This is a genomic window from Paenibacillus sp. CR_12, assembly GCF_041953985.1.
GTDB lineage: Bacteria > Bacillota > Bacilli > Paenibacillales > Paenibacillaceae > Paenibacillus_AQ > Paenibacillus_AQ lautus_A.
In genome coordinates, this window is record NZ_JAVFHO010000002.1 from 959,616 (window position 1) to 972,962 (window position 13,347).

The window sequence follows — 13,347 nt, forward strand, 5'->3', positions numbered from 1 at the left end:
CTCACCTCTCTAGCTGGCACCTTTTATGAATCATTGTACAAACCGCTACCCCGCGAAGGAATGGAATATTCTCTGATCGATGTTGAATAATCTATGATCCGCCGCAGAAACCCAAAAGAGAAGAAGCTACTCCTCCACAAAGGGAAAGAGCAGCTTCTGGTTCTCCTCGGTATACATATTGTCCTTATTGATGATAACGGAATCGGTGTATATATGCCGTGGCATCCTGTCGCCCTCGATAACGGATACGGCTGTTTTGATGCCCAAATAACCGATGTTGAAGGGCTTCTGAACGATCGTGGATTGCAAGACTCCCTCTTCGAGCAGCTTGACTTCCTTCACCGAGCTGTCGAATCCGACCAGCTTGACTTTGCCCACCAGCCCCAGTTCCCGAATCGCTCTGCCGGCCCCCACCGTAGAAGGCTCATTCAGTCCGACGATTCCATTCAGGTCAGGCCTTTCAAGCAGGAGCTTTTTCGTGATTTCGTACGCCCTCTCCTCCTTGCCTTCGCTGTAGTAGGTGCCCACGATTTCCGTGCCGCCGCGCTGCTCCAGAATGCTTCGAACCCCTTGCTCCCTCTCGATCTGCGTCGAGGTGCCCTGCACGAAACTGATGATAGCAACCTTGGCATGTTCCGGCAGGCGCGACGAAAGCTCCTTGCCGGCCTTCTGTCCCGCATTCACATTGTCGGTCGCGATCAAGCTCTGCGCGTAATCGCCATTCACGGCCGAATCAATCATAATGAGCGGGATGCCGGCCTTACGAATCGACTCTACTACGGGAACCAGGCGATGATAATCACCCGCGGCCAAAACGATCGCATCCGGCTTCTGCTTGACGGCTTCCTCCAACAATTGAATCTGCAAGTCAACCTCGATTTCCTGAGACGGTCCTACCACCGAGACGTCAACGCCGAATTCCCGGGAAGCCGTGTTCACCCCTTCAATCAGTACCCGCCAGAATTCATTCTCGTCCAGCGCCTTTACGCCGACGATGATCTTCTTGGTTCCGGGTTCTTCCTTGGACCACTGATAAACGGCATAACCCAGAAGAAGCAACGGAATCAGCAGCAGTACCATATAACGCATTCGCAGGTACGACTTCAAGGCACATCCCCCTCCACACGCTGCCACTCATCTGCATGAACGGCCGGAATGACCAGCGTTACGCTTGTACCCGATCCGGGCACGCTTGCATAGCTAAGACCATATTCCGTTCCAAAATATAACTGTATCCGCTGATGAACATTCGCAATGCCAACGCTGTTTCTCGATCGTGTGCCTTCTTTGGACGTGAGCAGCGTCTCCACCTTGGACTGATCCATCCCGATGCCGTCGTCCTTAACTTGAAATTCGATGCGGGTATCTCGACGCACCCCCGTAATCGTGATCGTCCCCGGCCCTTCCTTGTTTTTGATGCCATGATAAATGGCATTCTCCACCAGCGGCTGCAGCAGCACCTTCAGCGTCAGATACGGGTAAAGTCCGCGATCGATATCCAGGGCAAACGTGATTTTGTCCTGATAACGCATCTGTTGTATTTTCAAATAATTCGTTATATGCTCCACCTCGGTCGCAATCGGTATCATTTCCTTCCCCTTGCTGAGCGAAGCCCGAAACAGCCTGGCTAAAGCCGATGTCATCAAAATCACCTCGTCATGCTTCTTGCTCTCGGCCATCCATATGATGGAATCCAGCGTATTGTAGAGAAAATGGGGGTTGATTTGGGCTTGCAGGGCATTCAGCTCGCTTTTTCTCTTAATCTCCTGCTCTACCACGATTTGATACATCAATTCCTTAATCTTCAGCACCATCACGTTGAAGCTGCGGGCAAGTCCGGAGATTTCCCTGGAATGCCCCACCGGGACCCGGATGTCGAAATTCCCCTTCTCCACCTCCATCATCTTCTCTTGCAGCTCCTTGATGGGACGCGTCAGATTGCGCGAGAGGACGACGGAGAACAGCACGCCGACGACGAGGCATAACAATCCCGCTATAGCAAAAGACAACTGCATCTGCTTCTTATTGTCCACCAGCTCATTCTCGTAAAAAACGCCTACGATTTTCCAGCCGAAATCCGTGTTCTTAATGCTGTAAATCCGGCTCGCGCCGTCCTCCTTCACGACAAAACTTCCATGTTTGTCCTGCAGCACCTGGTCCAATCTCTCCGTTTTCAGATTGCTGTAAAGCAGCTGCTGCTGGGGGTGATAAACAATCCGGCCTTCGCGGTCGATAACGAACACATACCCCCGGTTCCCCAGATCGAGCTTGCTGAGCATATCGTTAATCACTTTGAAGTTAAGATCGATTAGCAGGATGCCAAGCCCTTGGGTCGAATCCATGCCGCTGAGCTCACGGCTCAGCGATACAACCCAGCGATACTCTCCCTTAATGACGGGCTGTACATGCGAGGAAGAGATCACCGTCTGTCCTTGGTTTTCCTTCGCCTGCCGATACCAGGGCTGATCGGATATTTCAATATAAGGATTTAACTCCGCGTTGGACCGATCGGATATGAAGGTTCCGCCCGCTCCGAAGATGTTGATCGAAGCAATGTCTTTGCGCGAAATGCGAATCGAGTGAAAATAATCCGATATCTTCGCCTTTAATACCGCCAGCTGCGCAGGCTCCAGCTCGTCGGCCGAGGCCAGGTATTCTCTTACGTTCGGATTGTTCATCGCGGCCAGCGAAATGTCCTTCATGCCTGTAATGTAGGTTTGGATATTCGCATTGACTTGATTGATCAGCTCGGAGGTATAACTTTCCGCCGTTTCGCGAACAGCGGATTCGGACAGCCGATAGGAGATGAAGATAAGCAGCAGCGCCGTGAACAGCACGAGCATCACGAAGGAACTGGCAATGCGGGACTGAATGCTTTTGATTCGCTGCGGAGCCTTCATGGCTGTACCCCGCCAGACGCCATTTTGTTCCGGTACTCCGTCGGGGTATCTCCGGTATGTTTCTTAAACAGCACGCTAAAATATTGTGGATCCTGATAGCCGGTTTTCGCCGCAATTTCATAGGTTTTTAACAAGGAATGCTTCAGAAGTTCCTTCGCTTTCTCCATGCGGACTTCCGTAACGTATTCGACGAAGGTCTTCCCGGTATGCGACTTGAACAAGGCGCTGAAATAACTCGTGCTCATGAAGATCCGGCTGCACACGGTCTTAATCGATAACTCCGCATCCTCATAATGCCGCTGGATGAAATCGACCGCCTCCAGCATCTGGGAGCGTGTAATATCCTTTCTGGTCTTGGCTACGTCCCTTAACGCCTGCTCGCATACCTCGTTTAACCAGCGCTCGATCTCATCCAAGGACCGAAAAGAATACAGATCGGACAGCAGCCTCTTCTCCTTGCCGATCAGCTCGTTCCCATTGCTGCCGATTTCCATCAAGGTTTGAAGCACGGAAAGCATGACCCGAAGGACCCGCACGTAACAGAGCTCGATCGAAATTGAAGCGCTTCCAAGTTCGCTGATCAACCGCCGGATGCACGCCTTCACCTCTGAGCCTGTGCCCGCCCGGATTGCCGAAACCAGCGCCGTCTCCGTTTCGATCCCCTCCAGGAGAGGACCGCTCCCGCGTTTTTCTAGATCGGTGATATGGACCACCTGATCGCGGCCGATCAGAAGCCGGTACTCCAGGGCGGCCTCCGAGGCCTTGCAGGAATATCGTATGTCCTGCAGCTCGCGACAGATCGTTCCGATGCCAACCGTGACCGTGAATTTCATGAACTGCTTGGTGGAGCCGCGAATGTCCTCCGCCAGTTCCTGGGCCCGGGCGTACAGATCTTTCTCGTCGGAGCCCGACAGAATGGTCATGACCTTATTCTCTTTGTACCGAAACACGGCCGCACCAGGCTCACCCGCCAGGATCTCCTGCATGATGTTGTATAAGGCAAAAGCATGCAGTTCATTATCGGCGTGCTGTTCATCCGATCGCAGCTCATCCATATCCGCTGCCATGGCGATATACAGCGGCCCGCGCAGCGGAATATCGAAATAAGCCAGCCGGCTCTCCATTTCGGACCGCTTCATCGGCGATGACGCCAATCGTTCCAGAAAACGTTCCCTAAGCAGGACCAAGCTCTCGTTCAACTGCTTCTTGAGTCTCTTCAAGTGCTCGGTGTGACCGCTCTCCTCATCCATTTCCAGCTTGAGCTTGTCGAGCATGTCCCTTAATTCCGCCGCCGTAACCGGTTTCAAAATAAAATCCGTCACCTGCAGCTTCACCGCCTGCTGGGCGTATTCGAAATCGTCGAACCCGGTCAGGATGATGATCTTCGTCTTAGGAAAACGTTCCGTAATATGACGGGACAATTCCAAGCCATCCATGTACGGCATGTTGATGTCCGTTAACACGACATCGGGCTGATGGCGGGTTACGGCCTCCAACGCATCTCTGCCGTTCTCGCAATCCCCGATGCATTCATAGCCATGCTCCGACCACTGAATCCGGTTTCGGATCCCTTCCCTTACGATCGGTTCGTCGTCCACAATAAGAATCGTATACAATCAAAGCCTCCCCCGTTCAAAAGCAAATCCATTCGCTTTGGTTTATCGTGTTACGAGGTGAATAATACAGGAAAAGCCCTTCGGCAGGCAACTGCCAAAGGGCTCCAGACATCATGTTTTATTTCCGGGCATTCATCCACGTCATGAAATTGTTCACCACGATATCGATGAAACCGATCGTCGGTTCATGGATCAGCTTGCCGGACTCATCCATCTTCTCGTGCACGGCGCCGATATAAACTTCATTGTTAGGAAGCAGCGGCGAGGTAATGCCAACGGAGAAGAGTATGTCCCGAAGATGCTCTTGGGCGCGAACCGTTCCGAGCTGCCCCATCGACGCCCCCATGATCCATGAAGGCTTCCCGTTCATGACCTTATCGACGCGCGATAACCAATCCAGCGCATTCTTGAGCACGCCCGGTATGGAATAATTATATTCCGGCGTGATCCACAATACGGCATCGGAAGCGGCAATCCGCTCCTTGAATTCCTTGACGGCTGCAGGAGGGTCCAACTCCGTGTCTTGATCGTAGAACGGAAGATCGCGAAGATCCACGATATCAAAGGCGATCTGATCCGAATAGCGCTGCTTCAAATATTCCGCCAGTTTCCGATTGTACGACTCTTTTCTAATGCTTCCCACAACGATTGCAACGTTCATGATATCCTCCAGTTCTATGCCTTTCCAGCACACATGATTCAGTTATTGGGTAACTTATTTTAGCGTATCACCATATTTTACCATTGTCAAAACAACCCCTACTTCATTAGGGAAAGCAGCTTGCACACATCGCGTTCCAGATCTCCCCTTCTTTCTACAGGCACATGCCGCAGCAGCGCCATGGCGGCGTAAGGAACCTTGATGGCATGCGGATCTTCATACAGCCTGCTCCAATAGGCCGATTCCGTGATGGATGCCTTGGCAGGCGCATCGATCCCCTGAGCCATAAGCGCTTGAGGTCTGAGACGGTTAAGTTTCGTTTGGAGCCGGTGATTGCCTTGGCCCAGATTGGCCAGCTGGGCATAACCGAGCCGTTCCAGCTCAATCAGCGCGTGGGCGTGGGTAATCCCATGCTCAAGCTCACCGGCAAAAAAATAATATTGGCCATCCACATGCTGATCCGGCAGCACGTGATCCAGCTCGGAAAGTGCGCGGCATGCCAAATCGGACGCATCCCGGTAAGGCGGTATTTACGAGAGTGAGATTTCCGATAGATCCAGCTGCGTATAATCGTCAATGCCGTAATACCTTGCAAGCTTATGTTCACTCGCTGCATCGTCCATGAGCTTAAGCAAACCTCTCACGATGGACGGAGTCAGTAAGTCCGGACGGTCCCGCAGCGCTTTCAGTCCGAGCACGCCCAGGGTCACGCCGTGGCCCGAGGTGCTCAGGCTTGTCAGGTTGGGCAGAAGCCCTTCCAGCAATTGATCCATCAATTCAGGCTGTGCGGGCTCGGATGGATACGGTTCAAACCAATCTTCATGCTGAGCGCGCAGATGACGGCAATTGGCAGCCAATCCATGAAGCACATTTTGAGGCAGATCTTGCTCCTTCTGCATGTAATACGCTGCCAAATACGCTCCGCCGACATGCCCTTCAAACCAACCGACTTCGCCGCCGCGGCTCAAAGCCGTGAGACCGTCTATCAAATATTGGTCGTCAATGACCGGGTTCACCTCCTCCCCTTCAGCGGCACTCGGCAGATTCAGCTTGGCCGCAATGTCCTTGGGAAAGCTGGTTATCTTCAACCTGATGCTGTAGCCGTACATTCTAAAACGCAGTCCCTCATCGTTATCCGATTGGATCATCCGCCGATCCAGGGCCGAGCGAACCCGGTCTATAAACCGCTCGTCGGTGACGCCATACGTTAATTCCAGCGTCGGTGCCAGCGCGTACATCGAGATCGGGATCCATTTGCGCCTCGTGGATACCACAACGGCATGGGCCGTTCCGCCGATGACAAAAGCAAATTGTTCCGATTCCTTGGCGATGGTGAATCCGAGCGTCCGCTGCATCCACAGTCGGGCAGCTACCGGATCCTCGACAGGCAGTCCCACTTCCCGCAAATAGAGGACGCCATATTTACCGCTCGGGGTCAGGACCCCTTCCTTTAAATCCGGATGGGCGATAAACTCCAGCAAATTTCCATCCCCATCCCTGAAGTATACGTTCACGCCGGAATCGAAGGGTTCGACCACCTTGCCGTCCGGCCATTTCAACAACGGGACCTGTTCCGCGAGGCTCCGGACGGTGGAATCAAATTGGGAGAAAGCCACTTCAAACGCGATATGGGCAGGGGCTATGGGTTCAAACACCTCTTCAAATACAAGCGTGAAATCGGGTGTAGGCTGAAATGCAATTTCGGCCTCGCTTTCTCTGACGACCGGGAATTGAAGCAATCCGTGATAGAATTGCTTCACTCCCTCGATGGAGACGGTCCTTAATGTTAATCCGGCGAAATGGGTGATCATGAGATTTCAGCCTCCACTTTATTGCTGATCTTCTTAACCAGCTCCAAAAAGATGGAAAGCGCCTCTTTCGCCCGATAATCCAGCACGATCGTGCCCTCAGCCGCTTCCGATTCGTAAATGGCCCGTTGAGATCCGCCGATGGAAATCCATTCCGGACTATTAATACCATGCAAATTGCGTATGGTGGCCTGCATTTGCTGCAGTGAACTTACGCCGACCGCCCCGCCTGCCGAGCTTACCGATAAGACGGGTTTACCCGAGAAATGCATTTGCCCCAAATGATCCAGAGCATTCTTCAACACGCCGCTCATCCCGCCGTGATACTCCGGGGTAGTCAAAATGACGCCGTCCGCCTCCATTAATAAACGCTGCAGCTCACGCACGCCCTCATGCCGGTTGAATATTTCGTCCGGGGAATAGAACGGGAGCGGCGTTTCATACAAATTAAACAGCTTCACTTCGACGAACAACCGGTTCATTTGCGCTTCCAAGGCTTTGGCCAAAATGGTGCTTGTCGCTTCTTTGCGATTGCTGCCTGCGATAATTACGATCTTCATGGTAATGCCTCCCTTATTCGTATTCGAATGTTTTGTTAAATACATTGTAGAGGAGGCACGTCACGAAATCGTCAACATATCGAGTGATTTTACGAGCAAAAGCTCTCATGCCTTCGGCTGAGAGCTTCTACGACTATAGTCTGAGAAATGATCATTATGTACGGTTATATTGCATAAGCAGCAAATCCCTAATCCTATACGATTCCATGCTTAAGCGCATAGATGGCAGCCTGTGTCCGGTCGGCAACCCCCAGCTTATCCAGCAGGTGGCTGACATGGGTTTTGACCGTCTTCTCGGTAATATAAAGCGCTTCGCTGATTTCCCTGTTATTCATCCCGGAGGCAATCAGCTGCAATACTTCCTGCTCTCGGCGGGTAAGCTTATCGAGCTGCGCAGCTTCCTGATGGCTGGACCCATTGGCCTCATCCTCTCCCGCCGGGGAAGTAACATGCGTCATGAGCAGGCCGGCAGCATCCGGATGCAATTCGACCTGTCCTTGGAACACGCGTCGGATCCCGGCTACCAATTCCTCCGGCTCGATATCCTTCAGGAGATAGCCGCGAGCACCCGCTCGAATCGCAGGCAGAACATGATCGTAATCAACAAACGAGGTCAGTACGATCACTTTGATATGAGGCAGTTCTTTTTTCAAACGTGCCGTGGTATCGATGCCATTCAATACAGGCATATTCAAATCCATCAACACGACATCAGGCAGCAAAAGTTTGGCCTGTTCCAGCGTCTCTTCGCCATTCGCGGCTTCTCCCACCATTTCGATATCCGGCTGCGTCGCCAGAAAAACCTGGAGGCCCCGCCGTACCATGGCGTGATCGTCAGCTATTAACAATCGGATCATCGGTTATCCCCCCTTTCTCTGTTGTGACCGCCTTCAAGGGTATCGTAACCTCAATGATGGTTCCCTCCCGGTGCACGCTGTATAAACGGAACTGGCCTCCGAGCGATTCGGCCCGCTCCCGCATGCTGGACAGGCCGATGGAATGCCGCGTCAGCTCGTTCCATCGCTGCTTGGTTATCCCGCGCCCTTGATCCTCGATCCGAAGCTCCGCTTCATCGTTTTGCAAGGACAACGCTACCGTTACTTCCTTCGTATCCGCATGCTTGCTCACATTGTTCAGCGCCTCTTGCCCGATCCTCCACAACGCCTCTTCCGCGATCCGCGGCAGCTCCTGCATCCCGGTGATATGTGTACGCACATGAAGCTTCAATCGTTCGCCGTATTGCTTTAGACCTGTCATCAGCCCCTCCTCAAGTCCGGGCGGGCGAAGCTGCATGATCAGCTCCCGCATTTCCTTTAGTGCGCTTTGCGATAATGACTGGATATCGCGGATCGTGTCCTGGAGCAAGCTTTTCTGCCCATCCGGTTCAGCGGCAATCATCCCCCCTACACCTTTGGACATCATCACCAGCGAGAACAGGGTTTGGCTTACCGAGTCGTGCAGGTCCCGGGCCAGGCGATTTCGTTCATCCATCCTTGCGAGCTCCCGCCGGTTCTCCTCCAAACGGATGCGCTGAAGCGTCATGCCGATATGCTCCGCTATGGCCTCGATAACCTCCATGTCCGCCCGATGCTGGTCTCCATACTGATCATAGCCCACCAAAAGCATCCCGGTTAAGGAGTCCGAAGCAACCGCAAGCGGTACCGCAACGGCTCGACGAATGGGAGCTATCCATCCTTTCTCCACCAGTTGATCCGCAAGTTGCTGCGCATCCGGATCGCCGACCGGCTCTGCTGAGCGCTTCACTGCATCAGGACCGGTCCGAGCCATGTCGGCTAGCGGAAATTTGGCATGGGGCAGCGTGGTCTGTCCGCCGCTGTATAGCGCACGCAGCGTGATTTCCTGGCCCACCGGTTCCAGCAGCGCCGCAACCGGCCAATCAAAATAACGGCCGAGCAAACTTATCACCTGCTCCGTTAATTCGGCCCGGCTCACCGCTTGGGATGCATAAGCGCCTAGCGCGCTGCTATATTCTCCTAGCCGGGCGAACAAATCAGCCCGACGCTGCTCAGCCGCGTACAGACGCATGCGCTCGATGGCGGTGCCGATTTGGTAGGCTACCGATTCCAGCAGCGCCAGCTCCTCCTTGGAAAAATGAAGCTTCCCGGGTGCGGCCACATTCAGCACGCCGAACCTGCGGCTGCCGGAACGCAGCGGAACGGTAGCATGATGGGTAATTCCCTCCGTGTCGCCCCACTGATAACGAACGGCGTTATCCAGACGTTTGCAATTCAAAATGTTCACGGCATTTTTCAGTCGGCCGTCATCATAGCGCTCCAGGCACCAGCAGCTGCCGCACCTCATCGGTTCGTCATCTTCCCGTCTCAGAGCGGGCGGCAGATTCCGGCCCGCTACGAATTCATGCGTTCTCTTCTCTTCCACCAGGAACAGCCAGCCGGTCGTAAGTCCGGTCAGCTCCAGCAGTTTGCCGATAACAACGTCCAGCATGGGGGCTAACTCATTGGATTCGTTCAGCGTTTCGGCAATCGTCTTCAACGTGATTAACTCCTGGATATGCGGGTCGTGAGTGGACATACAAGCAAGCTCCTTCTTTATTTTGCATTCTGAAGTAACTATATTATATAATCCTGTCACGCACCATCCAAATTCCGAATGGAATTCCTGGCCGGTGCAGATCATTCATCCCATGAATTGTGGTAAAAAACAATTAATATTGTTTTATCTCTTGCAAATTTCCACCTACATATGGCTTAATATAGAAGTCGGGCCGACGAAATGAGCTGAAAGGAGGCTGATTGCAATGATTCAGATCCGTGAGGTGGTATTCGCGTAAAGCGAATATCCGTTAAATGGGAGCCCGCCGCGGGCTCCCTATATCTATTTTCAACTCCAATAAAACCAAAATCTAAAAAAACCAATTTCACGAAAGGAGGAGGGCAAGCATGATCAATGCAATTGTTTTGAAACTCAGCGATAGCTTAAATATGTACACAGAAAGAGGAGGGCATCGATGGGCCATTACAAGAACGGAAGAGAAGTGCTTCCCCCCGAGCTGCTGCAGCAAATTCAACAGTATATAGACGGAGAATTACTCTACATACCGAAACAGAGCGAGCAAAGAGCCGGCTGGGGAGAGTTAAGCGGTTCCAAACAACGCATCGAAAGTCGCAATAAAGAAATGTATCGCGCTTACTGCAAAGGACGGTCCATTGAGGAATTGGAACGGACCTACTTCCTGTCTGGAGAAAGCGTACGCAAGATCATAAGTAAACTTACCCGCGTAGGGACCTGAACCGATGAGGTTTAACGGTCTCCGCACGGATTAACATAGGACTGTTCCCACGGGGTACAGTCCTTTTCATGTTGCATGGATCGGGCACGGTGAACCCGTGATGTACCGTTTTTAGGGCTGTTCGGCATTTTTACCGCATTGCCACCCTGTCCGATTGGTCTGCACCATAGAAAAGGCCCGGCTGCAAACGAGCTGCAGCCGGGCTTGATTGTACCCTAAAGTTCTTCCCGCTTCTCCCCGGCTACATCCCATCGATGGCGGAATTTCTCCAGCCTCGGATGCAGAACCGGCGGCTCGGACAACAAGATCAGCCTCAGCTTCACGATCCATTCCTCGAAGGAAGAAAACGAAGCAAACACGTTAGCTACCTCCGGAGTCATGAGAAGAAAATGGGGACTTCCGTACTTCTCGACCAGATGTCGAAGCGCCGTATCGATCGGCGTGTATTTTTTTCGCTTCGACTCGAACGATTCAATCACGACCGAAGATCTTCCAAGCTCCTCAATCCATTCCTGAAGCTGTTTCTCCCGCTTGTAATAAGGGCTCACCGGCTCCTTGAACATCCGCTTCACCGTCTCTTCGTGCAGCGGATACAACACCAACTTTGCGAAGGATCGTTCCTCCAAGATGGCAGCCGCCTGCTCGAGGGCCACCTGATCCTGCTCAAAAAGATCGTAGAATATCAAGGTGCCTTTCGTGGTCGGCTTCGGGGGCTCGTAGCCGTACGGGACATATTCCAAATTGCGCGGCATGATGGAACATCACCTCTCTTTACTATGATGACTGGGATGAAAGCTTCGGCGGTACACGATGCTTGGTGGCCTGCTCGAAGCCGTAGGCTAACCGAATCAGCACCGGCTCGCTATAAGCCGTCCCGATGAATGTAATGCCTTGAGGACCTTTGGTGTTGTATCCTCCCGGAGCTATGATCCCATTCTCGGCATAACCGCCGGGAACGGTAACCGAAGGATGCCCTGCACGGGCAGCCAGATCGGGTCCATATTCATTACCCAGAAACAGCAGCGCGTCCAGCTGATGCTCCCTAAGTACATGGTCAATCCCCATGGTGCCCGCCCTTTCCTTGTTCCTCCGCCTGCTCTCCAAATACTCTTTTTCGGTCAACGTGCCGCTTGTTTCCTCGGCCCAAATCAGCGTATCCTGTCCATATTTCAGGGCTGTGTCGGCGTGTGCCTCATTATAGGCGATAACCTCAGCTAATGAATGAACCGGCAGGGACGGATCTACATTCGCCAAATAATCATTGACGTATTTCTTGAATTCATAGCGAAGTACGTTGGCATCCCAGCGGGTGCCCTGGCATGGCAGTTCCACCGGATCGATGATGGTCGCGCCTTGTTCGCGAAGAACATCAATGGCAGACTCTACGATATCTAGTCTATCCCGATCCAGGTGCTTATAGTAGTATCGGGGAATCCCGATTCGTGCCCGCTTCAGATAACTGGCGTCCAGAAACTTCGTGTAATCCTCTACCCTTGCTTGAGCAGCTGTCTTGGTCACCTCGTCCAGGTCATCCGCACCCGCGATCGCGCCAAGCAGAATCGCGGCATCTTCCACCGTTCGGGTCATTGGACCTGCCGTATCCTGCGTATGCGTGATGGGAATGATGCCCGTCCGGCTTACCAGACCGATCGTCGGCTTCAAGCCAACCAGACTGTTCTGGCTGGAAGGGCTGATAATCGATCCCGAAGTTTCCGTGCCGATGGCTGCCGCAGCCAAATTCGCCGCCACTGCAGCTCCGGAACCGGAGCTCGAACCTCCGACGAACATTTCGCCGGGACCGTAGGGATTTAAAGTAAGCCCGCGTCTTGACGAGTATCCTGCCCACATGGTCGAGGACATGAAATTCGCCCACTCGGTCATGTTGCTCTTGCCCAGAATAACGGCCCCCGCCTCTCGGAGCTTTGCGGCAACAAAGGAATCTTTGGCGGCGTACGAATCGGCCAGCGTGATGGAGCCGGCGCTCGTATGCAGCCGATCCCCGGTGTCGATGTTGTCTTTGAGCAGTATCGGAATCCCGTGCAGCCGTCCCCGCGCTCCCAAGTTTCTGCGCTCCTGATCCAGCTCTCGGGCAATCTGCAGCGCATCCGGGTTCACCTCTAGAATCGAGCGAAGCCATCCATCGTATAACCCGATCCGTTCCAGATACAATTGCACCAGTTCGACCGAAGACATCCAGCCTTCTTCCATGGCATGCTGCATATCCGCTATGGTTGCTTCCACAATCCATGTTCTTTTATCCAAGCTCATATATGGTCCCCCTTATTTTTCTGGTCTTGCGGCAGGTGTGGGGTTTAACGTTTCATATTTTAGCCTCCAGATGTTTCAAGTCCCTATTCAATTCGGGATTCAGACACGAAACTCCTTCTGGCACGCAATCGGTCGGCATCTTAGCGGCTCTCTCGTCTCCCATGGCGGCTTGCCCCTCCTAACGTAAACTAAACGCAGGAAGCGGACCAAGAATGACTTCTTGATCCGCTCCGCTTAACTTTCGCACGCGCTTCAAAACCGGT

At 53.0% G+C, this 13,347-nt stretch carries 12 protein-coding genes; 1 reads left to right on the forward strand and 11 read right to left on the reverse strand.

All coding sequences use genetic code 11. The features are described from left to right. Positions 1–126: 126 nt before the first annotated feature. The 9 genes from RB297_RS08025 to RB297_RS08065 form a co-directional block, all read right to left on the reverse strand. On the reverse strand, positions 127–1,107 hold the full coding sequence (locus RB297_RS08025) for a substrate-binding domain-containing protein (protein WP_375120209.1): 981 nt from the start codon (positions 1,105–1,107) through the stop codon (positions 127–129). Then, a complete protein-coding gene (locus RB297_RS08030; protein WP_375120210.1) occupies positions 1,104–2,900 on the reverse strand; it encodes a cache domain-containing sensor histidine kinase in 1,797 nt (598 codons plus the stop codon). The genes RB297_RS08025 and RB297_RS08030 overlap by 4 nt, the downstream gene beginning before the upstream one ends. Beyond that, a complete protein-coding gene (locus RB297_RS08035) occupies positions 2,897–4,516 on the reverse strand; it encodes a response regulator (protein WP_375120211.1) in 1,620 nt (539 codons plus the stop codon). The genes RB297_RS08030 and RB297_RS08035 overlap by 4 nt, the downstream gene beginning before the upstream one ends. Before the next feature lie 118 nt (positions 4,517–4,634). Continuing rightward, positions 4,635–5,177, reverse strand: coding sequence for an NADPH-dependent FMN reductase (locus tag RB297_RS08040; RefSeq protein WP_009592221.1), 543 nt, complete (start codon positions 5,175–5,177; stop codon positions 4,635–4,637). A gap of 98 nt (positions 5,178–5,275) precedes the next feature. Continuing rightward, on the reverse strand, positions 5,276–5,680 hold the full coding sequence (locus tag RB297_RS08045) for a hypothetical protein (protein WP_375120212.1): 405 nt from the start codon (positions 5,678–5,680) through the stop codon (positions 5,276–5,278). Between the two features lie 27 nt (positions 5,681–5,707). Beyond that, positions 5,708–6,988 carry a VOC family protein gene (locus tag RB297_RS08050; protein ID WP_375120213.1) on the reverse strand — a complete coding sequence of 427 codons (1,281 nt, stop codon included), beginning with the start codon at positions 6,986–6,988 and terminating at the stop codon, positions 5,708–5,710. Further along, on the reverse strand, positions 6,985–7,545 hold the full coding sequence (locus RB297_RS08055; protein ID WP_192571403.1) for an NADPH-dependent FMN reductase: 561 nt from the start codon (positions 7,543–7,545) through the stop codon (positions 6,985–6,987). The genes RB297_RS08050 and RB297_RS08055 overlap by 4 nt, the downstream gene beginning before the upstream one ends. Before the next feature lie 194 nt (positions 7,546–7,739). Further along, positions 7,740–8,402 carry a response regulator gene (locus tag RB297_RS08060; RefSeq protein ID WP_015736093.1) on the reverse strand — a complete coding sequence of 221 codons (663 nt, stop codon included), beginning with the start codon at positions 8,400–8,402 and terminating at the stop codon, positions 7,740–7,742. Continuing rightward, on the reverse strand, positions 8,380–10,098 hold the full coding sequence (locus RB297_RS08065; RefSeq protein WP_375120214.1) for a GAF domain-containing sensor histidine kinase: 1,719 nt from the start codon (positions 10,096–10,098) through the stop codon (positions 8,380–8,382). Before RB297_RS08065 ends, RB297_RS08060 begins: the two co-directional genes overlap by 23 nt. A gap of 436 nt (positions 10,099–10,534) precedes the next feature. On the opposite strand from RB297_RS08065, the gene RB297_RS08070 reads away from it, so the two are divergent. Beyond that, the gene (locus RB297_RS08070; protein ID WP_006211013.1) at positions 10,535–10,816 is read left to right on the forward strand and encodes a CD3324 family protein; all 282 of its coding nucleotides are present in this window, start codon (positions 10,535–10,537) and stop codon (positions 10,814–10,816) included. A 215-nt stretch (positions 10,817–11,031) separates the two neighbouring features. Here RB297_RS08070 and RB297_RS08075 read toward each other — a convergent pair whose 3' ends face one another. Together RB297_RS08075 and RB297_RS08080 are read right to left on the reverse strand one after the other, a co-directional pair. Beyond that, positions 11,032–11,568 (reverse strand): hypothetical protein, encoded by a 537-nt coding sequence (locus RB297_RS08075; protein ID WP_375120215.1) that lies wholly within the window; start codon positions 11,566–11,568, stop codon positions 11,032–11,034. A 22-nt stretch (positions 11,569–11,590) separates the two neighbouring features. Then, the gene (locus tag RB297_RS08080) at positions 11,591–13,084 is read right to left on the reverse strand and encodes an amidase family protein (protein WP_096774345.1); all 1,494 of its coding nucleotides are present in this window, start codon (positions 13,082–13,084) and stop codon (positions 11,591–11,593) included. Positions 13,085–13,347 lie beyond the last annotated feature (263 nt).